We start from the raw sequence: 25,565 nt of genomic DNA, 5'->3' as shown, positions 1-25,565 counted from the left end.
AATTACTGACTTCTCAAAATTGAGTTTCACTAATAAATCCCAATTTGAAATACACAAGACCATTATTTGACCTGGATTACTCCAGCAACTCCTAATGGTCATTATCACAATTAGGTATCCTTAACCTAATCCCCATTACTTGGCCCCAACATTATCAACATTGGTATCCATTTGAAGTACTACAGACTTGGATCCTGTAAGGGGTTTCACATTGTTTCCGCCTTGATCCGTATAGCTAGCGGTTATCACCATTACCGTTGTTCCTTTTACAGGATTTGGTTTTATGGTTCCCACAGCTGGCAAAGATTTCTTTTTGACCCCTGTGCTGGCCAGTGACTGAATATACAATCCTATCTGCCTGGACTCATCCTGGGTAAGGTTGGGATGCGCCGGCATGGTTACTTCGCCCCAAACCCCGCTACCACCGGAAATTATCTTGCCTTGTAGATAGCTAAGTCCTTTTTTATCATTCTTGTATTTTTCGGCAATATCAATGTACATTGGACCAACAGATTTTTCCCTCTCCTTGTGGCAGGTTTTGCAATCCAAGGCCAAGGTTAATGCCTTACCGGTAACGGCAGCCGAAACCTCTTGATGTCCTAACGAAAGTGAGGCTTCATCCATGCCTTCCAAATAATCTACGGAGACAAATATGTTATTTTCATCTATGTCCGAACCATCCGGATCTGTAACGGAAACCTTATAATCTATAGCCATACCTGGATTAAATGAGGTTGTATTACCTCCGATAATGTCTATGGAAACTTCCGGCCTGGAATTACCTACAACTATATTAATTGGCTCACTTTTAACCGAGGCATCCTTGCTATCCGTTACTGTAGTGGATATGAAATAGTCGCCTACATTTTCATAGGTATAGGTCAGCTCAGGAGTAGCAGTTTCCTTGGTTTCCCCATTCCCTAAATCCCATATATAGGTCATTACATCCTCTTCCCTATCGCTTGCCATAACCTTGGCAGTAATGGTCAAGGGCAGTTTTCCCGAGGTTTTGTCCACCGTGATATTTTCTACAACCGGAGGCCTATTGCCGCCATTATATTCAATATAACTTAAGGCCGAATCGTCATTCTTTGAGAACCAACCACTACCGTATTCCAAAAGATAAACCCTACCATCAGGACCTACCTCCATATCTATCAGATTATTTACCTTAATTTGATCAGCAAAAGGCTCCATTTTATTAAATTCCCCATTGGGAAACAGGCTCACGGCCATCATCCAACCCCTTATCCAATCGTAAACCAGCACCTTACCATCATAATATTCGGGCAAGGCATTGGGACCGTTATAAAGGTCCGAATAATAAACAGGTCCGGCCATGGCATTCCTTCCTCCTGTTCCAGTCTGAGGAAACTCTTGGGACGCCACATAGGGATAAAAACCATAGGCCGGCATAGCCTTCGGAAGCTCCCTAAGCCCCGTATTGTTTTTTGAATCGTTGATAGGTTTGGCAGGATCAAAAGCTTCACCACTCTCCCCTGTAGCATAGTCATAGTCGCGATAGGGTTTATTGTCGGCCACAAATAATGGCCAACCAAAATTCCCGGCTTCCCTAGCCTGATTCATTTCATCGTATCCCCTTGGACCTCTTGTATCCAAACTATCCATTCGGGCATCAGGGCCCACATCTCCCCAATACACATATCCCTTCTTGGGATCTACCGAAATCCGATACGGATTTCGGTGGCCCATGGTATATATTTCAGGTCTGGTCTTGGCCGTACCTACCGGAAATAAATTTCCTTCGGGAATACTATAACTGCCATCCTCATTAATTTTAATGCGCAATATTTTACCTCTTAAATCATTGGTATTTCCGGAAGAACGACGGGCATCGTACTGTTCTTTTCCCGGTAAGTCGTTTAAGGGAGCAAAACCGCTATTCACGTATTTCACCCCTTTTTCACTGAAAGGAGTTGAATTATCCCCGGTAGACAAATACAACATGTTATCTGGACCAAAAGCTATGGAACCTCCGGTATGGCAACATATTTCACGCTGACTATCCACCTCAAGAATAATCTGCTCAGTAGTGGTATCCAAAACATCGTTCTCAAATTTAAACCTGGACAAACGATTCACCCATTTATCCCCAGTTGGACTGTAGTACAAATAAATCCAGTGATTGCTTTCAAAATTGGGATCTTTCTGCAAACCCATCAACCCTTCCTCCGCATTGGCATTCGCACTTAAGGTTTTATGATAAACATCCAAAAAACCTACTTGCGACAACTCTTTGGTAGCGTCTTTATAAAGCATGATCTCTCCCCTTCTTTGAGATATTAAAATATCATTATTGGGCAAAATGGCCATTTCCGTAGGCTCAAAAAATTCCCCATACTTTAAGGTAACCTTGGTAAAACGATCGGAATCTGGAGGAATTTGTGAAGTTACTTTTGAATAATCTAGGATCTCATTCTTCCCAATGGCATAATTAATCCCTCCAAGGAAGTGTCTTAAAAACAAATCTTCAGAGAAACTTTCAGCTGTATGGCCCAGGGCCGTATAAAAGGCTCGGCCACCATCGTATTCGTGAAACCAACTCATAGGATGATGTTCCCCATTCTTACCCCCCTCATAGGTCTCTTCGTCTACGGTCATCAAAACGTTTACCTCGGGATTCAATTTCTTGAAATTATAAAGCTCATCGGACCTATGCCAAATTGTATCCTCAAACATATTGGTCGCAGCAAAGGAGTTGTCTTTGATGATAAAATCCGCTTCCGGGGTACCTGCAGGGTGGCTATCAAAATAAGCCCCTACCAATTTTCCATACCAACCCCAATCATATTCGGTATCTGTTGCCGCATGAACACCAACAAAGCCTCCACCGGCCTGAATATACCTTTCAAATGCCGCTTCCTGCTTGGCATCCAATATATTGCCGGTAGTGCTTAAGAAAACTATGGCAGAATACTTTTTTAAGTCTTCATCATTAAAGACTTCGGCATTTTTAGTTGTATCCACAAGAAAATTATTCTCTATCCCCAACTTTTGGATGGCTTCCATACCTTGGGGTATGGAGGAGTGCTTATAGCCCATAGTTTTTGAAAAAACCAAAATCCGCGGTTCTCCCTCCCTAATATTACTGGAACAGGAAGAAAGGAAAATAATGAACACACCAAGAAAAAGCGCAATGTAATTTTTCATTTAATCAGGATATTAATAAGATTATTGAGATTTAAAGGAGAAGCTTAAATTATACATAATATGTTTGGAAGTAGGAACAACACTGGAACACAACTTTTTTTTAGAACATCCCTAAATTTTGAATTTCTCAAATATAGCATTTATTTGATTGTATTGCAGTTGGATATTTAAGAATTGAAAATAATTCATTTTACAATTTCCAACCTCGCCCAAAAAACCTTTCCCTACGGCAAAAATTAATTTATATCTTTAAGCAACCAACCAAAGCGCATGATTTTAAAAAAACAAAACTATAAGGTGGACAAAAAGGCAAACCCCTTAATTGGGATCCTCCTGTTCTTCATCTCCATCTTTTTGTTCATATTTACCATTCCATTGGGTTTTATATATGGTATTTTTCATGGGCTATTCACAAAGGGCATAGTAGGACTTGGAGAATATCTTCTAAAAATAGCCATTTCTATAGACCAATTGGGAAATGTTGGGATGCAACATCTCCTAAACCTATTGTGGATCAAAAAAGGCGGCTATAAATTTGGTAATAGGGACGAGACCATTTCCAGTGCCCTAGGCAGAAACAACAAATTGGGAACGCTCACCAAGTTTGGTGCTGCAATAGATAAGCTCCTTGATTTCTTGGACAAAAACCACTCCTTAAATTCTATTGACTATTACATTGAACCCTCAGAAGAAATTTTGGATCAGCTGGCATGGATCCATATTGTGGAAAATAAGCTATTGGCCCTAAGGCCTAAGGAAAAGTCCAAGTATATGCTTCCCGGCGCACAAAAGGACCCAAAAGTGTCGGACGTAATGGTGCTGACCCAAAAAATAATGGAGGATTTGAACATATCCCTGGATATTTCCTCTTTTGAATATGTTGGTGTTTTTGAAGCTCAGGCCGATGGCAAGAGACCTGGTGTCTTAGTTAGAAAAACTTGTTACTTTTCCTCCTATTCAGGAGAAATGTCAATTGACCCGGAACTGGGAGAAATTGTTTGGCTGAGATATCAGGACCGGAAAAATGTATGCGAAGTTGATAAATTCATATTCGATTTCCTTAAGGATTCGGACCAATTGTTTTGATATTGGATTAGCCGTTATATTTGAAGTAATTTTAAACCATGAACTTAATTTGCCCATGCCGACCATTTTTAGAGAGCTATTTGCCACACTTCTCATCTTAGTCCTTTTGACCAGCAATTTGCAATGCCAGCAAGGGCAAAAACCGCCCAATGTGCTGTTCATTGCCGTTGACGACCTAAGAACGGAATTGGGCATATATGGCCACCCTGTGGTAAAATCGCCAAATATGGACGCCATAGCCTCCGAAGGATCTGTTTTTAACAACCATTTTGTTCAGGTCCCCACCTGCGGGGCTTCCCGTTATGCCTTATTGACAGGGATGCGACCAAAGAAGCCGGCACATTTGAAGAACAGCGCCATTGAAGACGAAATATCGGGCAAGAAAGAAAATGATATTCCCGAGAGTTTTATCCATCAACTTAAAAGAAACGGTTACTACACTGTTGGCATAGGCAAAATTAGTCACTCTGCCGATGGTCTGGTTTACGGTTATGAAGAACCCGTTTCCACAAAAAAAGAACTGCCCTATAGCTGGGACGAACTCTTGTTCAATCCAGGTAAATGGGGCACGGGTTGGAACGCCTTCTTTGCCTACGCCAACGGAGAAAACCGCCAAAGCCTACGGAAGCAGGTCAAGCCATATGAGGCAGGGGAAGTGAACGACAAGGGTTATCCGGACGGACTTACCACCCAACTGGCCATTGCAAAACTTAGGGAACTAAAGGACAAGAAAAGCCCCTTTTTTATGGGAGTTGGATTTTTTAAGCCACATCTTCCGTTTAATGCGCCTAAAAAGTATTGGGACCTTTATGACAGGGAGGAGATACCTGTTTCCCCAAATCCCAATATTCCAGAAAACATAAGCTTGAAAAGTTTACATGATAGTGGCGAATTTAATGGATATGCCCTTGGTGATGAACATCCCAAACTATCAGAGCCAGCTTCCATTGATTATGCAAAAAAGTTGGGACATGCCTATTTAGCTTCCATAAGTTATATCGATGCGCAAATAGGGATGATATGGGATGAATTAAAAGCATTGGGATTGGATAAAAATACCATTCTCGTGATTTGGGGGGACCACGGTTGGCATCTTGGAGATCAGCGGGTTTGGGGAAAACACACCCTGTTCGAAAATGCCTTGAACAGTGCCTTGATCATAAGATCACCCTTTGAAGAACATCGGAATAAAAATATAAAAACCATCGTAGAGACCGTGGACATTTATCCAACCATAATGGAAATGTGCCGTATAGATATGAAACATAACATAGACGGGGAAAGTTTTAGGGACAGTTTTATTGCCGATAAACCCAATACCGATCAAGTAGCCTACAGCTATTTCAGAAATGGTATTTCGTTGAGAACCGATAGGTACAGATTAACCAAATATTTTAGGGAGGAGGAACCCACGGTAGAACTTTACGATCATGTTTCGGACCCTTACGAAACCAAAAATATAGCCCAAATAAACCAGGACATCGTCCAGTCTCTTATGCCATTGTTGGAAAAGGGAAATACGGGCCTATATGAAGGGGACTGAATAATTAACAAGAATCAGGAAGACTATTGTTGCAATTGTGTTAGCAAAGCTCATCAGGACTACAAAAGTCTGTCCTTGAGATATGCATACTAGAACTCCCAAAAGTTTTTTGTTACTTTGTTTACAAATATTTTAATATAATACATGGAAATCCTAGGAATAGATGTCGGTGGCTCGGGCATAAAAGGAGCTTTAGTGAATATGGAAACTGGTGAAATGATAACGGAGCGGTTTAGGATACCCACTCCAAAATCCAGAAAACCAAAACCCATGGCCGAAGTTGTAGCCAAAATAGTAAAACATTTTGACTATAGCGGACCTATAGGCTGTGGATTTCCTACCGTTATAAAAAATGGCATCTGCAAAACTCCGGGAAATTTACATAAAAAATGGGCCGGTGTTAATGTTAATGAATTGTTCAGCGAAGCTACGGGATTGCCTGTTACCGTGGTAAACGATGCCGATGCCGCAGGATACGCATCCATGAATTTTGGTGTAGGACGGGGCAAGGAAGGCCTTGTAGTGATGATCACTATAGGAACAGGTTTGGGTAGCGGTGCCTTTTACAACGGAGAATTGATCCCAAATTTTGAATTGGGCCAGATTCCCTATAAAAAGTATAATAAAATTGAACTTTGGGCGGCAGCTTCGGCCAAGGAAAGGGAAGAACTTAGTTATAAGAAATGGGGCAAGCGATTTAACGTCTTCTTGGAGCTGGTTGAATTGATCGTTTCTCCAGACCTAATTATATTAGGCGGGGGCACCTCCAAGGATTGGGCCGAGTTTAAGGATTATATCAGTATTGAAACCCCGGTAATACCTGCGGAATTACAAAATCATGCGGGCATTATTGGCGCAGCTGCGGCGGCTTATAATAAAAAGGGAGTTTTACATTAAAGAAAGTCGGCTATACTCTAAAAGGTATATACCAGCCAAAAAAACCAGGGTACTTTGCAATATCCGTACATAAGCAATACAAAAGCGGGGATTTTCAAAATTGAAAAACCACCGCTTTTGTTTTCATTACAGACCTTCCAAGAGCATTCCTCCTACTGGACGTTCAAAAAAACCTTCCTCCAACCGATTTTGGAACGCTATATCGCTCAATTCAATAGTGGTGATAGGTTCTCCTTTGGGAAGCCCATCTTCTGTAGACCAATAAGTATTGAATTTTAAAGGAAAATTTATGCCGTTAAAGGTCTTGCGGTTGACCAATTCCATAAACTTTTCAGGATTATTACCTCCATTGGGAAAATATCCTGGATAGGAAACTATGTACCGTAGTGCTGATAAAAGGTGCGTTTTGGCATCCAAATACAATATATAATAATCGTCCGGTGCATCACCGGTCCCTGAATCGAATGTTACCTTCACCACATCCTGTAGTGCATCCTTATAATTTACTTGTGGCAACAACTCTAAATTAACACCTTCCCCGTCCAACACTAAAGGCTGTGCGGCAAGATATAATGGGGTCAAGGCCCAAAATCGCAAATTATATTTAAATGTAGTACTGTCCTTGGCAGTGACCCAAGCATTTACTCCATCCCAGCCAAAAATTGCGGTACTATCCGTAACACTGCGGTGTCTGGCTTTATTGCTCCATGTATCAATAGTCTGATACGTATCCCTGGGCACAGAACCATCCAAGGGCTGATAATTGAATCTAAAGGACAAATAGCCATTGCTATACCATTTATTTAACCCGCCCATGGCTTCCATGGCATCCCAAACCACTTTTCCCGCTTCAGAGCCCTCAAGTCTCTTTTTTGCCTTTTCAACCCTATTGGTTACCCAAGAAATTGGAATTGCACCAAGGTTGGCTTCTTCAGCTACTTCGGTGCTGGCAACTTCCTGCTTTGGTGGAGAGGTTTCCTTACAAGATATCAAAGAGGCACTTATTACTACTGCATAGAAAAGGGCATACTTCATGTTAACCAATTGTGTTTTACTATTATTAATCCCCTTAGGATTAAACGGCCTTATGACCTATACTTGCTTTTTTTCGATCCTCATAATTCTTTGCCACTAGTTTATCAAATTCTTGAGGGGCTTCAAAATTCATGATATTTTCCTTGAGTCGCTCCTCACCTCCAAAAATTACATGTAATTCTTTATTTAATAAGCCTTCTATTGTGCGTTGGGCCACAAATTCCGGAGAATCCATTGTTCTGCCTTTAAATTTCTCCATCATATCCGTATCCGTGGCAGTTGGAAAAGAACAGGTAACACTTATATTGAACGGAGCAAGTTCCCTTCGCATTGCGTCCGAAAATTGGCGTACCGCTGCCTTAGTGCTGCCATAGGCCGCATAAAAGGGCATCCCAAGGAGCCCCAAACCAGAAGATATATTTAAAATGGCAGCCTCTTTGGATGCTTTTAAAAGTGGTATACAATATTTTGTAAGCAAAAGCACGGCAGTAATATTCACCGCTACCTGATCATAAAGGTCTTCATCCTGAATATCCTCCAAAGGACCGGCAGATACTATTCCGGCATTATTGATCAGGATATCCAAATGCCCCCATTTGTCTTCTATCCGTGCCGCAGCCTCCCGCAGCACTTCAATATCTGCCACATCGCCGGCAACCCGCAGAAACTTAACGTCCTCAAATTCTTGGGACAACTCTTTTAATTTTTGTTTATCACGGGCTATTACGGCAATGTTGCGCACACCCCCTTTTATCAATTCCTGTACCAGACATCTTCCAATACCTCTAGTACCGCCGGTGATGAGTACATTTTTTCCTTCTAGTTGCATAATTAATTTGATTTAGGAAGTATTAAGTTGTAATTCAACTTTAAATTAGCCAAAATTCATAACCAAAGCGAAGAAAAATACACTTAGTTCAAATTATTAAGAAAGTAAGAAAATGAGGGCCTAAATTTTAGTAATTTCTTAATCAAATGGCCAAAATGACAATCATCCTGACCCATTTCACCAAGCCTAATTGAATTAGTCTGAACCACAAAATTTAAGGTAAAAACAAACCCTCATTTAAGGTGGCTTATTTACTATACCAATGGAGCTAAAAAAAGCCCCATTAAAAAGGGGCTTTTCCGATTATGCTATTTTATTACGCTTACGATCATTTTCCGTTAAATGTATCTTTCTAAGACGTAGGTGTTTGGGAGTAACCTCCACATATTCGTCTTTTTGGATATATTCCAAAGCCTCTTCCAAAGAAAACTTAATGGCCGGAACAATCTTGGCTTTGTCATCCGCACCTGAAGAACGAACGTTCGACAATTTTTTGGTTTTGGTAATGTTAACTGTCATGTCGTCTCCTCTGGAGTTTTCCCCAATTACCTGACCCTCGTAAATATCCTCTCCCGGATCAACAAAAAACTTACCTCTATCCTGTAATTTATCAATGGAATAAGGAATAGACTTTCCTGTTTCCATAGATACCAAAGAACCATTTTGTCTTTGGGGAATATCCCCTTTCATAGGCTGGTATTCCAAAAATCGGTGTGCCATAATGGCCTCACCAGCGGTAGCCGTTAACAATTGGTTTCTTAGGCCTATAATGCCCCTTGAAGGGATTAAGAATTCGCATACCATACGATTTCCTTTAGCTTCCATACTGGTCATTTCCCCTTTACGGATAGATACCATTTCCACTGCCCTACCAGAAACTTCTTCCGGTAGATCTATGGTCAATTGCTCTATTGGCTCACATTTAACCCCGTCAATTTCCTTGATGATTACCTGCGGCTGACCAATTTGCAATTCATAACCTTCCCTTCTCATGGTTTCTATTAAAACCGAAAGATGCAAAACACCACGACCAAAAACCAAAAACTTATCGGCACTATCCGTGTCATTTACCCTTAGGGCCAAATTCTTTTCCAACTCCCTTTTTAATCGGTCATTGATATGTCTTGATGTTACAAATTTACCATCCTTTCCAAAAAATGGACTATCGTTGATGGTAAACAGCATACTCATGGTAGGCTCATCAATTGCAATAGTTTTTAATTGTTCGGGGTTTTCAATATCGGCAACGGTATCACCAATTTCAAAACCTTCTATACCTACCAAGGCACAAATGTCTCCTGTGGCTACCTCTGGAACCTTTAATCGGCCCATTCCTTCAAAGGTATATAGTTCCTTAATTTTAGATTTTACTATGGTTCCATTTCTTTTTATCAAAGAAACTTGCTGATTTTCCTTCAAAGTACCCCTTTGCAACCTTCCAATGGCGATCCTTCCTGTAAAGGAAGAATAATCCAATGAAGTAATCAGCATCTGTGTATTTCCTTCTTTGGCCTCAAATGTCGGGATATGCTCAATTACCATATCCAATAACGGCTCAATGTTCTCAGTTTGGTTTTTCCAATCATCGCTCATCCAGTTGTTCTTTGCAGAACCGTATACGGTGGGGAAATCCAACTGCCATTCTTCGGCACCCAGTTCGAACATCAGATCAAAAACCTTCTCATGCACTTCCTCTGGAGTACAGTTTTCCTTATCTACCTTATTGATAACCACACAAGGCTTAAGACCTAGATCAATTGCCTTTTGGAGTACAAAACGGGTTTGCGGCATAGGACCTTCAAAAGCATCCACCAATAAAAGCACCCCATCCGCCATATTTAATACACGCTCTACTTCACCACCAAAATCGGCGTGACCAGGGGTATCTATAATATTGATCTTGGTACCTTTGTAAACTACGGAAACGTTCTTGGAGGTGATTGTAATACCTCTTTCACGCTCCAAATCATTATTGTCCAAAATTAGGTCACCAGTATTCTGATTTTCCCTAAATAGTTGACAGTGATACATTATTTTATCTACCAAGGTGGTCTTACCGTGGTCAACGTGGGCTATAATAGCTATGTTTTTTGTAACTCCCATAATATGATTTTAAACGCATCTAAGCACCCTAAATGCGGGCGCAAAGATACTCATTTTTTTTACGCCAACTACAAAAGCCCAATTTTTCTTATCTTATTGATATTGAAGCAGTTTTATAAAATACCAATAACACCCAAATTCCACTATCTTTGCCCCAAAATTAAGATCGATGAATCTAGAACTCATACCTCAACTTAAACATACCAAAAGCAACAACTTTTTTCTACTCTGTGGCCCCTGTGCCATTGAAGGGGAAGAAATGGCCCTGCGCATTGCGGAAAAGGTAGTTTCCATTACCGATAAACTCAATATTCCTTACGTTTTTAAGGGAAGTTTTAAAAAGGCCAACCGCAGTAGGGTTGATTCCTTTACGGGCATAGGCGATGAAAAGGCCTTGAAAATATTAAAAAAAGTCTCCGAAACCTTTAAAGTTCCCACTATAACGGACATACATGAAATATCTGACGCCCACATGGCAGCGGAATATGTGGATGTATTGCAGATTCCTGCTTTTTTGGTGCGTCAGACCGATTTGGTAGTGGCAGCGGCAGAAACCGGTAAAGTGGTGAATTTAAAAAAGGGGCAATTTATGAGTCCGGAAAGTATGAAGCATGCGGTACAAAAAGTCTTGGATTCCAACAATGAACAGGTTATGGTAACCGACAGGGGCACCATGTTTGGTTACCAGGATATGATCGTGGATTTCCGCGGCATCCCAACTATGAAGCAGTATGCACCAGTGGTCTTGGATGTAACCCATTCCCTACAACAACCCAATCAATCTTCAGGGGTGACCGGGGGAAGACCGGATATGATAGAGACCATTGCCCGTGCCGGAATTGTTACAGGGGCCGATGGCATTTTTATGGAGACCCATTTTGACCCAGCCAATGCCAAAAGTGACGGTGCCAATATGCTGCATTTGGATCATCTTGAAAAATTACTGACCAATTTAGTGGCCATACGCAAAACGGTAAATTCCTTATAAACTGTATGTAACCCCTTAAAGCGTAAAACATATATTATTGAATGCCGCACAGGTCTGTGCGGCATTTTTTATAACCACAAATAGTTGGTCTATTACTGGTATTACAAAAACAAAACCCTATTTTTACCCATTAATTTTAGACCTTATTACAAGTTAAATGAAGCCCACATTTTTAACAATCGTTTTCGCAGGATTATTTATACTAATAACAAGTTGTAAGCAAGGAGCCAAGGATTTGGCCCCAAAGAAACCGAATATAGTATTCATCATGTCCGATGACCACGCTTATCAGGCCATAAGCGCCTATGATGAAAGGCTCATTAAGACCCCAAATATAGACAGGATTGCCAAGGAAGGCATGCTCTTTACCAATGCCAGTGTTACCAATTCCATATGTGCCCCGTCACGTGCTGTTATTCTGACAGGAAAACATAGCCACATTAACGGCAAGATAGATAACATTTCCCCTTTTGATACTACCAATGTTACCTTTCCGCAATTGTTACAAAAGGCAGGTTACCAGACCGCTATGTTCGGGAAGCTACATTTTGGCAACAACCCAAAAGGATTCGATGAATTTAAAATTCTGCCGGGACAGGGAGATTATTACAACCCCCGTTTTATTACCGCTACCGGGGATACCATTGTTACGGGCTATGTTACCGATATTACCACGGACCTCACCTTGGATTGGCTACAAAACCGTAGGGATGCCAAAAAACCCTTTATGTTGATGTATTTGCACAAGGCGCCGCACAGGTCCTGGATGCCAGCTCCAAGGCATTACAAAGAATTTACAAAAAACGCCTACCCCTTACCAGCTACTTTGTTCGATAATTATGCCACACGTGAAACTACGGCAGGACCTGCGGAAATGAACATCCTTAAGCATATGACGCTGCGTTATGACCTTAAAATAACGGATGAGGTTCTGGAAGAATTAAATATTGAGGAACATTTGGGCATAGGAGGCCTAAATAAATTTAATCCGGAACAGAGAGCCGAATGGGACAAAGTATACGGCCCCATTAACGAAGCCTTTAAAAAGGAGTACGGCAATATGAACGATTCCACCCTAATGGTTTGGAAATACCAACGGTATATGCAGGATTATTTAGGGACCATTGCTGCAGTTGATGAAAATGTGGGAAGGGTATTGAACTACCTAGATGATGAAGGTCTTACCGAAAACACCATTGTGATTTACACCTCGGATCAAGGCTTTTACTTAGGAGAGCACGGCTGGTTCGACAAAAGGTTTATGTACAATGAATCTTTTAAAACGCCACTACTTATAAAATGGCCAAATGTAATAACTCCAGGCACTACAGAGGATGAAATGGTTCAGAACTTGGATTTTGCCCAGACCTTTTTGGAAGTTGCCGGGGTAACAGCTCCTGAAGATATGCAAGGAAAAAGTCTGGTACCCCTTTTAATAGGGGAAAAGGAAAAATGGGATAGGGATGCCGTGTATTACCATTATTACGAATATCCAGCAGAACATGCTGTAAAACGTCACTATGGCATTGCCACTAAGGAGTTTAAATTAATACACTTCTATTACGATGTAGATGTTTGGGAACTCTATGATCGCGAAAAAGACCCGCAGGAACTAAACAATGTATTTAACGATCCGGATTATGCCCAAGTAGTATCCGAATTGAAGGATAAACTTAATGGACTAAGGAAAAAATACAAGGATTCCGATTCATTGAGCAACCAGTACATTCAACTATATAAGGACAAGGGGTTGATAGAAGAGTAGTTAGTGGTCAGTTAAATTTGACAAAAAGAGGGGGAATTCGCGTAAATATCATACGACCAATTGTTATTTTTTTTGGTTGATTTTATTTCCAAAATTTTCTATCCTTAACGCTATAGGCATCCTCCAGGACTTCCTTTAGAACGGTGGTATCAATGTGTTCCAAGGATTTGTAACGAAGGGATTTCATCATTTTTCGACCCTCTGTGTTCATTTGCTCTAAATGCACGGTTAAATGGGCTGCGTTCCAAAACCCAAGATCCACATAATCCTTGCTTTGGTTTAAATAACAATAAGGCCTACCATTGATGTAGTAAAAAGGGATTTTATATTTATATTTCAGTTCCACTTCTGGAATGGCACCTTCAATGACCGCTTGAAGGTACAATAGAATGCCCCTATATGGCTCTGACTGATTAAGGATATATTCTTCTGCGGGATTCACAATAAACTCGATTTACTTTTCTTGACCAATTGAATATATTATTATTTATTTTCATGCCATAGCCTTCCTTAATTTGCCATTAATAATGCTCTAATTACCAGGAATACCAAGGTTTTAATCAAAAGTTGGTTTTTTGGACTTTCGCTTGGTCGCCACCCATCCAAAATTGAACCCTAGTAAAGGACCATAACCAGAAGGCACACCATCACCTTTATAATAACCTCCTCCCAATTCCACGGTAAAGTTAAAACCCTTAGGGTAGGTTCTTTGAAATCCGTAGACAAATCCGTAAAAACCTAAATTAAAATCAGTTGGGCCGGAAATATCGGTTGCTACCCGCAATTGTGAAAAAAAGATGGCCTGTGCCGCAGCTATATAATTTCCCGAATTGCCACTAACATCCTTGCCCAAAGAATTTCGTCTATCAAGATTATGGTAATATCTATACCGATTGTTCATTGCGAGGCCAATATTATAACCCTCTTGATAGGTCGCAATTCCCAATCCCAAACTTGTTGAGACACTTTGATTTCTGAACAAACCCAATTCATAACTAAAACCTGGAGCAAAAAGGTCGAACTTAAATTGGTGTCTTTCCAAATTTATCAACCCAAAAGTGGGTCCTTTTTCAGTCACCCTTCCATATTGGGCATTGGCACTAAAAAGTGATAACAATACGATGGCAACAAACAGATTTCGAATCATAATTACATTTCAAGTATTCTAAATCTAAAAAAGAAACGATAGCCGTACACTGACTTTATGTAAATTTTAAGATATGGTCCATACTATATCCTCACAAAACAGCCATGTCCATTGCCTGGTTGAATGGACATTCAATCCCCGAATATTGTTTATTAAAAGAAGATCTCCAAACGTTATGTTTCAATCCCGCAAGACCAAAGGCGACGGAATTGATCCGTAGTATTTCAGCAAAAAGAATAATATAAAAAGATTGGGTTGCCTATTCCTTTTCATCAATGTAGTCCTGTAAATAGGCATAGCGTTTGGTAAGCTTTCCGTTCTTCGTCATTCTTGAGCGTTCCAAAACTCCGTCCGCATCCCCGTTAAAAAATGCGGGGATCACATATTTTACAAAAGCGTCGCCAAAACCTATACTGGCATCCCTAGGCAACTCGCAAGGTAAATTATCAACGGCCATAACGGCAATGGCATGGGGATCCATAAAATCCACTTCCGTTTCGCTGAGGGGGTCATAGCCATAAATGGGATCTGCAATAGTACTTGATCTTATCGTTGTGGCTACGGGACCATCAATATCGCAGCTAACGTCTGCCACGACCTTTATATTAAAATGTGGATGTTTGGCATCTTCCCGTGTAAAAAGATAAGGTGCACCGTCTCCGTAAAAATGACCCGCAATATAAAAATCGGTCACTTTGGCAAAACGAAAAAAATTGGACCTATAATCCTCTGGATGGGCAAAAAAGTCGGCTTTATTGCTCCTAACCCCATCCTTGCGCTTATTGTATTCCGAAGCATCAATCTGGCAATATACCGGTTCTTCAAAGGTTTTATTCAGATAATCGGCTACTCCAACTTTTTTGATTTCCATGGCATCAAGCATTTCTTTGGCGCCATTGCCTACCCTTCCCCTACCTGTAAGAAGAATTTTAATATTTGGCAATTTCACCCTTCTAAGTTCCGAAATCAAAGCTTGCTGGTCCGCTAAAGTCTCCGCTTTTGGCAACTGAAACAAACTGAATTTAAGTCCGTACGCCCTTAAACCATTATAGGCCCCTACAATACCTGCATACCTCCCAAATGCCACCAAGCGCTGTCCTTTAATACCTGTGATGACTTCATGATCATACAATTCAATATTCTTTTCCAATATAGCCCTAAGTAAATTTCTATTATAGGGCTGCTTTTTAATGGTATGGGAAAAAAAGAAATATTTCTTATTGGGAATCAAATCCGCTATAGGTACTTCTTTGACACCGATAAGCACATCACAATTTTCCATTTCGGACTTTACTGGAAGGCCTTTTTCCCCATATTCCAGATCCGAAAAAACCCGTATAGGGGAAGGTTCGACCATAATTTCCGCTTCCGGGAATTTGTCTAGTATCCTTGTGCAGGCATCCGGTGTTAGGACCACCCGGCGGTCGGGTGGGTTTTTTCGTTCCCTAATAATCCCAAATTTCATAAATATAATTTTATAACTATATACACTAATAAAGTTATAAATATAACACATGACAAGTTGACCAGCAAAACTTTTTTTGGAATAGTTTTTGGAGTACCTTTGGCGACCGCGTTAGGGATAGAGGCGACATCTTTTTCGATTTTTTCTGGACAGGGGTCCAGGGAAAAAATCAAAAAAATATAGCCGAAAGCCCGACCTTTTTTCTTCCTGCAAGGTTTTCAAAACCTTGTAGGTATCAAAAAAAAAGGAACGCCCAAGTAACGTTAATAAAGTTCATTGAAAAAAAAGATGAGAGAATATTTCTGCGGATAGCGGAATCAAGCCTGGCTTTATCCTAGGATTAGGCAGGTTGGATAAAAGATCCCGCCGGTGGCGGGATTCAATTCGATAACGGCATGCATAGCATGCCTATCTCATTGAAGGGGCCGACTGGTTTTGACAGCGAGACCAATTGGAATGTAAGCATGCCGAGCGCTGGGCTACAGCTCGTTAATCTCATTTTCCACACTTTTTAATTGGCGAAAATAATTACGCTCTTGCCGCTTAATCCGAATCATAGTAGGATTTAGCCTCGTCCCTACAAGGTAGGGAAGCGAGATGTTTCTGGGAAGCCCTTGTTGACGGCGTCCCTTTCAGAAGCACCATCAAAGTCAACACAAGGGTAGTGAAGCTTCGGCACTATCACCAAAACTGAAGAAGATAAGTGTGCATTAGGCTGTTTCTAGTCAGGTGCACATCGAAAATCAATTAGGAACTAAGCATGTAGAAGGCATTGTAATTGCTTGTTTGGACGAGGGTTCGAATCCCTCCGGCTCCACTTCAAAAACCACCTACGGGTGGTTTTTTGCGTTATGCCTACGGGATTCGAAAGCCAGCGCACCAACTCGCTCCTGCGCTAAAAATGTCCACTGGACATTTTCTTAACACTTGGACGTCTCCGGCTCCACTGAAATGATATCATTTCGCACCATAAACCCTGTAATCCTATGATTTACAGGTTTTTTTATTTTATTCCATATCATTTAAAACCAAATAATATCAAATAAAAAGTTACCTATTCGGTATGCATGTAAAACCGACTCTCTTAAAATGTATTTATTAAGTATTCCCTCGGTAGGTACTGAAACCGTCGTAAATAGATTGGCCTATACTTACTTTTTAAGTATTTTTACGAGGTAAATTGTATTTGTTAAAATGTCCGCACCCAACAGACTTCATTTAAATCTATTTATTCTAATTTACCTTAATGAAATAGTTCCCCTTTCCGCTGAACTAAAATCATTCTTGACCAACAAAATAAAGAGAACGGTTTACGCTAAAAATGAAATCATTAGTAAAGAAGGTGAAATTTGCAATAAACTATATGTTATAAAAAAAGGATTGGTAAGAGGATATTGTGTTAGCGATAATGTTGATGTTACAACGTGGATTAGTTTTGATAGTGAAATATTCACTTCAATAACAGGATTTTTCAAAAATGAACCCGCCAGTGAAAATATCCAATGTCTAGAAGTCACACATTGCGAATATTTGGAATTCCGGGATTATCAATACTGTTTGAAGAACTTTCCGGAAATGCGGGAAATTAACAGGATCATGCTGGTGGAATACTATATTCATGCTGAGAAAAGAGCTTTTATGACCAGGATTCCCAGCGCGCAGAAGCGGCTAGCCTATTTTTTTAAAAATGCAAACCCAAAAATGACTAAAAGGATTCCCAAAAAATATTTGGCTTCATTTCTGGCAATGCGTCCAGAAACACTTTCTAGGTTATTTAACGAATAAACCGAAGACTACAATAGTACCCAAATTCCTTTTAAGCCAATGCGTTTTGTCCAAGTTCCATTTCGTTTCTGATTAATGGACCTTATTTCCCCCACTGTTCCCCCGAAAATAATTTATCTTTTATTAAGCACCACAATAGTGCCATTGGGTCACCATGCTCATTATGTAATTTTTTCTTATAGTTTATATTTTTTAGTAACAAAAAAACACCCCTATAAAGTCGACCCAACTTGATCTACATAGACATAATTACAGAAAATCACCCTGCCACCAGTATAGGAAAAAATTCAAAAAAACCGACAAAAATTCATTTTCATCCGTCCAAATACTCAAAAATGTAAGAAAATTGACATATGTCAAGACGAATGTAAATTAAAAATACTAGAAACATTCTTACCCCGTTTAGCTGTAAACAAAAACCCATATGAAGAAAAATACTACAAACCAAAACTTGCCAAATTACAAACCTACTAACCCTTTATTTAAAATTAAAAACCCCCAAATTTAAGTCTTTCACAGGGCTCCTTTTTTCATGATTGGAGCAACCAATATTGTTGGTACAGGATGATCATCCAATCTTGAAATAAGATTCTTACAACAATATCATGTTCATAGCTTCTTTGCAGAATTTAGACGCCGCCTTCTAACCACAACAGACAGTGCCTGACCACCTTTATTTACAAAAATAAGATATCAGGAGGTGTAAAATTCAATTGGAAAAACAATAAATATAAACATATGAAAAAAATAATTCTACCATTATTGATGGTATTCTGCTTAGGGTACCAAAGCGCATTAAGCCAAATAACCTGTACAACTGAAAAAGGCTATAATGATTTTCCTTTTACTGAAAATGGATTGACAATTACCGCTTCAGGAACCGGCGGATACCAAAATTACGCCAGTAGTTTGGAAATCTGTGGGGTCACAACTAAACCAAACAGTGTCTATATTGGTTCAAGCGCAAGCACATTCACCAATACCTTTTCATCTCCTGTAAACAATATGGTTTATAATATGGTTGCTGGAAACACTGGTGAAATTGTTACTATTACTACTGATACCGGTGGATCATTAACTATAACACATGAAAACGGAGATTGCCCCGAAGCTACTATTATCAATGGTAATGTAATTTCAGTTGATGGTCTTCAAGGGGCTCGATTAAAGGTACATTCAACCAATAATTTCTCCACTATTACATTTTCACACAATGGAGGTGGAGGAGGATTATTAATGACAATGTGTTTTGATGCTGTATTTGCATCATTGGGACCAACAGTAACAACTACAGCAATAAATAGCATTACATCTACAACAGCAATAAGCGGTGGTAATATAACTGATGACGGGGGAGACCCTGTTAGTGCAAGGGGGATTTGTTGGAACACTTCGGGAGCACCAACTATAGCCGATTCAAAAACTTCCAATGGTACAGGAACGGGATCTTTTAGTAGCAATTTAACCGGATTAACCAGTGGCACTACCTATTATGTACGTGCATATGCGACAAACTCCATAGGAACAGGTTACGGAGATGAAGTTTCTTTTACAACCACCTCAAATGATACGCCCTCAGGCTCTACCTTAGCAAACCAATTTGAGTGTATTAATGGTTCCGCCTCTGGATTAGTTTTAACTATTACGGATAACTTACCTGGAGATAATACATTTATAGTAACCGCAACTTCATCGAACACAAATGTGGTAGATGATACGGATATTGTAATCGCAGGTACAGGCAATACTCGCTCACTGACAATTACGCCCATATTGGATGCAGTGGGAACAAGTACTATTACGGTGTCAATGGAGGACAGTTTGGGTGAAATAGGGACACAAACTTTTGATGTCACCTTTAATGATCTTATTGCCCCAACATTGACCACTGTAGCAGATATAGACCAAAATTTGGGTGCCAGTTGTAATTTTAATCTTCCAGATTATACGGGCTTAACAACGGCCGAAGATTATTGTGGAGCAGTAACAGTTACCCAAGCTCCGGTACCCGGTACTGTAATCAGCGATCACGGAACGACACAGACCATTACACTTACAGCTGATGATGGAAACGGAAATACAAATACAACCACCTTTAAGGTTACATTAGCGGATATCACTCCCCCATCGTTAACTGCCATAGAGGATACCTTTGAAGATTTGGATGCCTATTGTAACTTTACTATTCCAGATTACACGGGATTAACTTCGGCTTCAGACAATTGTGGAACAATTACAGTTACTCAATCCCCGATATCTGGCACTGTTCTAAGCGGTCACGGAACAGTGCAGACCATTACACTTACTGCAGATGATGGAAATGGAAATACAAATACAACCACCTTTGAGGTAACCTTGGCGGACGTCACTCCCCCATCATTAACTGCCATAGAGGATACTTTTGAAGAATTGGATGCCTATTGTAATTTTACTGTTCCAGATTACACAGGGTTAACATCGGTTGCAGACAATTGTGGAACAATCACAGTTACCCAATCCCCGATATCTGGCACTGTTCTAAGCGCTCACGGAACAGTACAGACCATTACACTTACTGCAGATGATGGAAATGGAAATACAAATACAACCACCTTTGATATCACTTTGATGGATGTGACCCCTCCAACGGCAATTGCGCAAAACATTACTGTGCAATTAGATGCCAATGGTGTGGCTGCAATAACCCCTACTCAAATAAATAATGATTCAACGGATAACTGCGGAATTATAAGTATAAGTTTAGATACTACAGACTTTACTTGTGAAAATATTGGAGAAAATACGGTTACCTTAACAACAATCGATGTCAACGGAAATGAATCACAAGCAACAGCATTAGTCACCGTTGAGGACAACATTGCACCAATGGTCATTGTTAAAGATTTGACCATTAATTTGGATGAAACTGGCTTAATCAGTGTAGCGGCGGAAGAATTCATAGAAGAAAGTTATGATAATTGTAGTATCTCCGACATAGATATGGACCGTACAAATTTTGATTGCGCCAACATAGGACAATACACCGTTACTTTAACAGCTACGGACAGCAGTGGCAACACTACTATTGAAACTGCTCAGCTAACCTTGACAGGAACGGATACTGATGGAGACTTAATAGCCGATTCTTGCGATACCGATGATGATAACGATGGGATACTGGATTCGGAAGATTATTTTCCAATCAACGCCAAGCCCACGCTTATACCAGCCCAGGCCTTTACACCAAATGGTGATGGGATCAATGATTTTTGGGTAATACCAGGAATAGAGAATTACGCCAATGCACTTATTAAGGTTTATAACCGATGGGGACACGAAGTATTTGCCAGCAAAGGCTATAAGAACGATTGGAACGCCACATATAGGTCCAACAGCAACAAACTACCTTCGGGATCTTATATGTATACAATTGATCTGAGCAATGGTACTGCACCTATACAGGGCTGGTTGTTCATTAATTATTAAACCCAATCGTTAACCACTTAAAATTCAATACTAAAATGAAACTAAAATCAATATATATTATCCTAACTACCTTACTGGCCTTTAGTGTATTAACAGCCCAGCAAGATCCCAATTTTACATTTTACCGATATAATATGAACCTTATTAATCCTGCTTTTGCTGGATCTAATGGGGAAACCGATATTGGAGTGGGTATCAGAAGCCAATGGGCCAGTGTAGAAGGCAGTCCAGAAACACAGACCGTTTTCTTTGGAACTCCAATTGGGAAAAATCTAGGAGTAGGCATCTCCGTCATCAATGACAGAACTTTCATTGAAAACCAAACGTCGGTGGCACTGGATTTTTCCTATCATTTGCAACTAAATGAAAATACACATCTATATTTGGGAATAAAAGCTGGATTAAACTCATATAAGGTCAACACGGATGGACTTATAACCTATAGCATTGAATCAGACCCAAGTTTAACAAATATCAGTGGTAGTTTTACCCCAAATATAGGAAGTGGTGCCTATTTAAAAGGAAAGTCATTTTTTGCTTCTCTTTCAGTTCCCAGAATACTCAGTCCAAACCGTTTGGACAATGACAATGGAATTGCAAAACAAGGAGAAGATAAGATTCATATATATGCTACAGCAGGTTACGACATACCCTTAAACAATAACATTACTTTCAAGCCTTCCATATTAGCCCGATATGTAAATGCTTCCCCCCTTTCAATGGACTTCACCGCAGCCTTTATGCTCGGGGAGAAAATAGAGCCAGGAGTGGCATATCGTATGGATGAAGGGTTTGGTGGTTTCTTTATTTTTAAAGCCAGCAATAGTCTACAATTGGGATATGCATATGAAAGCGCTACGGAGAATACCATTGCCAATTTGAGCAACGGCACCCATGAATTACTCTTAAAACTAAATTTGTAGACAAATAAAAGGTATTAAACCTCAAGGCAAGCCCTGAACCCAATAATATGAATCGACCCAAGGGTCGAGATATTGAACCTAGATCCCGCCGAAAAAGGCGGGATTAGTTCAACTTGCAATTTTAAGTGCGTCTTACGGACTTCTCAAAATTGAGTTTCACTAATAAACAAAATTAAACTCATATAAAGGGGGACGTTTTTTTTTCAAAAATGCCCATTGGCAATCCCTATTGAATTTTAATTTAAAATTAAACATGGCGCTATTTGGAATTTTAAGCGTGATTTTAACGCTTTTCACCAATGGTGAACAGTAGAGTAGAGTTCAATTACCTCGCAATTAAGTCGCTATATAGCTTAAAACACGTAACAAACTTACCATCAGTATGTTAATAGTTTTTTTTTGACATTCACCTTCATTTGGTATGATATTAAATCATTATAACAAATACGCACTTGAAAAAAACCTGTTGAAAAACTCAAGCGGACTTCTCGATGTTTGCACCTAACCTATCACCAAAATCCATAAATTAATATTGAAAGATTAGGGGTTCTATGCCCAAAACACAAGTTATTGCGTATCTCCTCTAAGACTGAAGCAAACCTATATAAAATACAACAGGCAATATTTCCTCTTTTGCCGCCTTTAAATCTTAGCTTTCTTAGGTTAATTATTCCATAAGTCTATAGATCTTTCCATCGGCCTTAGTGAAAATATAGATATCATCAACACATCCTCTTCCAAATTTCAAGTCTACCCTATTGCTTTTCGTTAATTCATAAAAATTGATTTGCTCATTGTTGATAGCAATTTTCAATTCTTCAATCCTAGGATTATCTGTGTTCCACAAATCGCTTATAAAGAGCCTACCTGTTGGAATATCACCAAAAATGTACTTTCCGTCGAACAATTTACCTTTAGAGATAAAACCACCGCTAATCGCCGGTCCCTCATCATGGTCATACTGAACAATAGGATATGTAATAAAATCCTCCAAGTCATTATCCGGAAGCTCATAAACGTTATTGAAATTTCCATTGGGATTAAACATAAACCTACCTTCCCTAATTGGCCAACCATAAAAATTACCGGGCTCCACAATATTCAATTCCTCAATATTTGCCTGACCTATATCGCTGGCCAAAATTCTGTTTCTGTCCATCCAGGAAATCCTATTCGGGTTTCTAAACCCATATGCCCAAATTTCCTTTTTCTTATCAGTATAACCAACGAAAGGATTATCCTTAGGAATACCATATTTAGTATTAACACTGTTATTGCCCAATGGATCTATTCGCAATATACTACCCCAGATATCAGCTCCATGGTGATCCGCAATTTTGGGATATCCAACTTGCACTGCCCCAACATCACCAATAGAAATATAAAGGTTTCCATAATCTTGATCACCCTTGTTTGCAAATGGATTAAAAGCAATCTCCTGTAGCCCATGCGAATTCGCAATAAAATCAAAACGAATAAGCTCTCGAGTTGAACCAGAGAACGACATCGAACTCGGGTCTTTGGCCTTCCACTCTGTAACAACACCTTGCATTACTACCTTAATGCTATCAGGTAATTTAAAATCTGCCGGTTTTGAACCAGCAACTTCTGTATGTGAAGTATAGAATAGACCATTTTTATTGAACTCAGGATGAAAGGCAAAACTTCCAAATCCTGTTGCCATACCATTCTTGTCTATAAAGTTGGGATGCGTTTTATTTAAGTCGAGGTATACGCTAGGTTCACCACCTTCTTTTAACTCAAAAAGAGTTCCACGCAGGTCATTAACAAATAACCGACCGGAATTCTTTTCACAGGCCAACTTATTTATCCTGGTATAAGGCTGTTGGGCGCTTGAAGCTGGAATTTGTCCTATATATTCTAGATCCGCTGTTTCACCTGAAAGGATTATTTTTTCCCGAATGGGGTTTTCTATCAAATTTGAGTCGGTTTCTTTTTTAAATTGGGCTTTGTCATAAGTATGCATATAAGCCAAAATAGCCTCAATATCAGCATCCGAAAGATGTTGAAAGTCCGGCATAACCGCTTTATATTTTTCCTTAAGGGCAACAGCGCGCGGATCCTTCAGGTCAATTTTCTTTTTGGGACTCCCAATAAACTCCTTTATCCAGTTGGTTGGCATGGTTCGGGTAATGCCACTAAGATTAGGACCAATAGCATCTTGCCCAAAATTATGGCATGAGCTGCATAATTCTTCGAAAGCTACTTTGCCATTTTTGATCAACTCTTTATTGGCACTAATGGTATTCCCAAAATCTCCCCTTTCTTTTGGTTTACAGCTATTTAACGACATAAACACCATGGCTATAACAAGGAAATAACTACATATTTTCATATCAAAATCTTAAAAGTGCTATTTGAACAAAATAATATTTTGGAAGTTGTTTGTTTTGGCAAGTAGGCTAAGGCCTAGGAAACTGCATAGTTGCATTCCTCTATGAGTGGGATTATAATAAGAATAATTTTTTATTGACAAATGGAGAAATTTGGTTTTGGATATAATCAAAAATTATCCCTAATAACAGATATTATAAGAATTTAGGCTATTACTACTTTGACACCTGCATTTTCGAAAGCAGCCTTCTGCTCATTCGTAATATCGGAATCGGTTATCAATACATCTATTTTAGAAATAGGGCCAATAAAGGCCAAACTTCTCTTACCTATTTTACTGGAATCTGCAAGTACAATAATTTGATGGGACATATCAATCATAGTACCATTAAAGTGTGCCTCCTCAATATTTGGAGTAGACAATCCATTTTCCACATCTATACCATCAACGCCAAGAAACAATTTGTCGCAAAAATAGTTTCTCAAACTTTTTTCAGCAGCTGTACCTATAAGGGAAAAGGATTTTTTACGCAGAACCCCTCCAGGTATTATCACCTGAACATTGTCATTTTGATGCAATTGATTGGCTATGTTAAGCGCATTGGTTATGACGGTCAATTCCAATTTTGAATCAAGATTTCTGACAAACTCCATTGAAGTGGTTCCCGAATCTATCATAATCGTATCCCCGCTACCTACAAATTTGGCAGCAGCTATTCCGATTCTTTGCTTGGCCTTAATATTAATCTTATCCTTCTCCGAAATATGATAATCAATTCCAACGGGATCCATACGCAGGGCCCCACCCCTAGCGCGAATCAAGATGTTCTTTTTTTCCAATTGTGCCAAGTCATTGCGAATGGTAACTTCACTAACACCTAATTTAGTACTAAGTTCCCTAACATCGACCTTCCCATTAAATTCGAGGTCCTCAATGATAAGGGATCTACGTTCCACCGTTGAATTTTTTTTAGACATATAAAGTATGTTGTATTAATGGACGACCTA

General features: G+C 39.7%; 17 protein-coding genes and 1 other RNA gene. 9 read left to right on the top strand and 9 right to left on the bottom strand.

Annotated features, from left to right (window positions below; translation table 11 throughout):
* Positions 1–135: 135 nt before the first annotated feature.
* The gene (locus B9Y87_RS01995; RefSeq protein WP_085495683.1) at positions 136–3,171 is read right to left on the bottom strand and encodes a ThuA domain-containing protein; all 3,036 of its coding nucleotides are present in this window, start codon (positions 3,169–3,171) and stop codon (positions 136–138) included.
* Between the two features lie 270 nt (positions 3,172–3,441).
* On the opposite strand from B9Y87_RS01995, the gene B9Y87_RS01990 reads away from it, so the two are divergent.
* The 3 genes from B9Y87_RS01990 to ppgK all read left to right on the top strand — a co-directional run bounded on the left by B9Y87_RS01990 (position 3,442) and on the right by ppgK (position 6,697).
* The gene (locus tag B9Y87_RS01990) at positions 3,442–4,257 is read left to right on the top strand and encodes an NUDIX hydrolase (protein WP_085495681.1); all 816 of its coding nucleotides are present in this window, start codon (positions 3,442–3,444) and stop codon (positions 4,255–4,257) included.
* 55 nt (positions 4,258–4,312) lie between these two features.
* Positions 4,313–5,800 (top strand): sulfatase, encoded by a 1,488-nt coding sequence (locus B9Y87_RS01985; protein ID WP_085496608.1) that lies wholly within the window; start codon positions 4,313–4,315, stop codon positions 5,798–5,800.
* A gap of 144 nt (positions 5,801–5,944) precedes the next feature.
* Positions 5,945–6,697: a polyphosphate--glucose phosphotransferase gene (ppgK, locus tag B9Y87_RS01980; RefSeq protein WP_085495679.1), complete on the top strand. Its 753-nt coding sequence runs from the start codon at positions 5,945–5,947 to the stop codon at positions 6,695–6,697.
* Between the two features lie 126 nt (positions 6,698–6,823).
* On the opposite strand, the gene B9Y87_RS01975 is transcribed toward ppgK, so the two are convergent.
* The 3 genes from B9Y87_RS01975 to typA all read right to left on the bottom strand — a co-directional run bounded on the left by B9Y87_RS01975 (position 6,824) and on the right by typA (position 10,664).
* Positions 6,824–7,732 (bottom strand): hypothetical protein, encoded by a 909-nt coding sequence (locus B9Y87_RS01975; protein ID WP_085495677.1) that lies wholly within the window; start codon positions 7,730–7,732, stop codon positions 6,824–6,826.
* 40 nt (positions 7,733–7,772) lie between these two features.
* Complete coding sequence (locus tag B9Y87_RS01970; protein WP_085495674.1) at positions 7,773–8,561, bottom strand: SDR family NAD(P)-dependent oxidoreductase; 789 nt, start codon at positions 8,559–8,561, stop codon at positions 7,773–7,775.
* Between the two features lie 303 nt (positions 8,562–8,864).
* On the bottom strand, positions 8,865–10,664 hold the full coding sequence (gene typA / locus B9Y87_RS01965) for a translational GTPase TypA (RefSeq protein ID WP_085495672.1): 1,800 nt from the start codon (positions 10,662–10,664) through the stop codon (positions 8,865–8,867).
* Positions 10,665–10,833: 169 nt separating this feature from the next.
* On the opposite strand from typA, the gene kdsA reads away from it, so the two are divergent.
* Together kdsA and B9Y87_RS01955 are read left to right on the top strand one after the other, a co-directional pair.
* Positions 10,834–11,652, top strand: a complete 819-nt coding sequence (gene kdsA / locus B9Y87_RS01960; RefSeq protein ID WP_085495669.1) for a 3-deoxy-8-phosphooctulonate synthase — start codon at positions 10,834–10,836, stop codon at positions 11,650–11,652.
* Positions 11,653–11,809: 157 nt separating this feature from the next.
* Entirely contained in the window at positions 11,810–13,417 is a 1,608-nt protein-coding gene (locus B9Y87_RS01955; protein ID WP_085495667.1) for a sulfatase family protein, read from the top strand.
* Between the two features lie 82 nt (positions 13,418–13,499).
* Here B9Y87_RS01955 and B9Y87_RS01950 read toward each other — a convergent pair whose 3' ends face one another.
* The 3 genes from B9Y87_RS01950 to B9Y87_RS01940 all read right to left on the bottom strand — a co-directional run bounded on the left by B9Y87_RS01950 (position 13,500) and on the right by B9Y87_RS01940 (position 16,029).
* Positions 13,500–13,859 carry a DUF1801 domain-containing protein gene (locus tag B9Y87_RS01950; RefSeq protein WP_085495665.1) on the bottom strand — a complete coding sequence of 120 codons (360 nt, stop codon included), beginning with the start codon at positions 13,857–13,859 and terminating at the stop codon, positions 13,500–13,502.
* Between the two features lie 114 nt (positions 13,860–13,973).
* Positions 13,974–14,564, bottom strand: a complete 591-nt coding sequence (locus tag B9Y87_RS01945; RefSeq protein WP_085495663.1) for a hypothetical protein — start codon at positions 14,562–14,564, stop codon at positions 13,974–13,976.
* Between the two features lie 259 nt (positions 14,565–14,823).
* Complete coding sequence (locus tag B9Y87_RS01940; protein ID WP_085496606.1) at positions 14,824–16,029, bottom strand: NAD(P)-dependent oxidoreductase; 1,206 nt, start codon at positions 16,027–16,029, stop codon at positions 14,824–14,826.
* Between the two features lie 421 nt (positions 16,030–16,450).
* On the opposite strand from B9Y87_RS01940, the gene ssrA reads away from it, so the two are divergent.
* The 4 genes from ssrA (at position 16,451) to B9Y87_RS01920 (ending at position 22,202) form a co-directional block, all read left to right on the top strand.
* Positions 16,451–16,849: a transfer-messenger RNA gene (gene ssrA, locus B9Y87_RS01935) on the top strand.
* A 464-nt stretch (positions 16,850–17,313) separates the two neighbouring features.
* A complete protein-coding gene (locus tag B9Y87_RS01930; protein ID WP_176225576.1) occupies positions 17,314–17,814 on the top strand; it encodes a Crp/Fnr family transcriptional regulator in 501 nt (166 codons plus the stop codon).
* Positions 17,815–18,552: 738 nt separating this feature from the next.
* On the top strand, positions 18,553–21,279 hold the full coding sequence (locus B9Y87_RS01925) for a T9SS type B sorting domain-containing protein (RefSeq protein WP_085495660.1): 2,727 nt from the start codon (positions 18,553–18,555) through the stop codon (positions 21,277–21,279).
* Positions 21,280–21,314: 35 nt separating this feature from the next.
* Complete coding sequence (locus B9Y87_RS01920) at positions 21,315–22,202, top strand: PorP/SprF family type IX secretion system membrane protein (RefSeq protein ID WP_085495658.1); 888 nt, start codon at positions 21,315–21,317, stop codon at positions 22,200–22,202.
* A 667-nt stretch (positions 22,203–22,869) separates the two neighbouring features.
* Here B9Y87_RS01920 and B9Y87_RS01915 read toward each other — a convergent pair.
* Together B9Y87_RS01915 and agaR are read right to left on the bottom strand one after the other, a co-directional pair.
* On the bottom strand, positions 22,870–24,558 hold the full coding sequence (locus tag B9Y87_RS01915; protein ID WP_085495656.1) for a PQQ-dependent sugar dehydrogenase: 1,689 nt from the start codon (positions 24,556–24,558) through the stop codon (positions 22,870–22,872).
* A 203-nt stretch (positions 24,559–24,761) separates the two neighbouring features.
* On the bottom strand, positions 24,762–25,535 hold the full coding sequence (agaR, locus tag B9Y87_RS01910; RefSeq protein WP_085495655.1) for a transcriptional repressor AgaR: 774 nt from the start codon (positions 25,533–25,535) through the stop codon (positions 24,762–24,764).
* Positions 25,536–25,565: the final 30 nt, after the last annotated feature.

This window comes from Arenibacter troitsensis, assembly GCF_900177645.1.
Lineage (GTDB): Bacteria > Bacteroidota > Bacteroidia > Flavobacteriales > Flavobacteriaceae > Arenibacter > Arenibacter troitsensis.
The sequence above is the reverse complement of the archived record's forward strand: the minus strand, read 5'-3'. Positions and strand labels throughout refer to the sequence as shown.

Coding starts and splice junctions, on each gene's coding strand:
- B9Y87_RS01995 (WP_085495683.1), bottom strand. CDS start 3,171: ATGAAAAATTACATTGCGCTTTTTCTTGGTGTGTTCATTATTTTCCTT.
- B9Y87_RS01990 (WP_085495681.1), top strand. CDS start 3,442: ATGATTTTAAAAAAACAAAACTATAAGGTGGACAAAAAGGCAAACCCC.
- B9Y87_RS01985 (WP_085496608.1), top strand. CDS start 4,313: ATGCCGACCATTTTTAGAGAGCTATTTGCCACACTTCTCATCTTAGTC.
- ppgK (WP_085495679.1), top strand. CDS start 5,945: ATGGAAATCCTAGGAATAGATGTCGGTGGCTCGGGCATAAAAGGAGCT.
- B9Y87_RS01975 (WP_085495677.1), bottom strand. CDS start 7,732: ATGAAGTATGCCCTTTTCTATGCAGTAGTAATAAGTGCCTCTTTGATA.
- B9Y87_RS01970 (WP_085495674.1), bottom strand. CDS start 8,561: ATGCAACTAGAAGGAAAAAATGTACTCATCACCGGCGGTACTAGAGGT.
- typA (WP_085495672.1), bottom strand. CDS start 10,664: ATGGGAGTTACAAAAAACATAGCTATTATAGCCCACGTTGACCACGGT.
- kdsA (WP_085495669.1), top strand. CDS start 10,834: ATGAATCTAGAACTCATACCTCAACTTAAACATACCAAAAGCAACAAC.
- B9Y87_RS01955 (WP_085495667.1), top strand. CDS start 11,810: ATGAAGCCCACATTTTTAACAATCGTTTTCGCAGGATTATTTATACTA.
- B9Y87_RS01945 (WP_085495663.1), bottom strand. CDS start 14,564: ATGATTCGAAATCTGTTTGTTGCCATCGTATTGTTATCACTTTTTAGT.
- B9Y87_RS01940 (WP_085496606.1), bottom strand. CDS start 16,029: ATGAAATTTGGGATTATTAGGGAACGAAAAAACCCACCCGACCGCCGG.
- B9Y87_RS01925 (WP_085495660.1), top strand. CDS start 18,553: ATGAAAAAAATAATTCTACCATTATTGATGGTATTCTGCTTAGGGTAC.
- B9Y87_RS01920 (WP_085495658.1), top strand. CDS start 21,315: ATGAAACTAAAATCAATATATATTATCCTAACTACCTTACTGGCCTTT.
- B9Y87_RS01915 (WP_085495656.1), bottom strand. CDS start 24,558: ATGAAAATATGTAGTTATTTCCTTGTTATAGCCATGGTGTTTATGTCG.
- agaR (WP_085495655.1), bottom strand. CDS start 25,535: ATGTCTAAAAAAAATTCAACGGTGGAACGTAGATCCCTTATCATTGAG.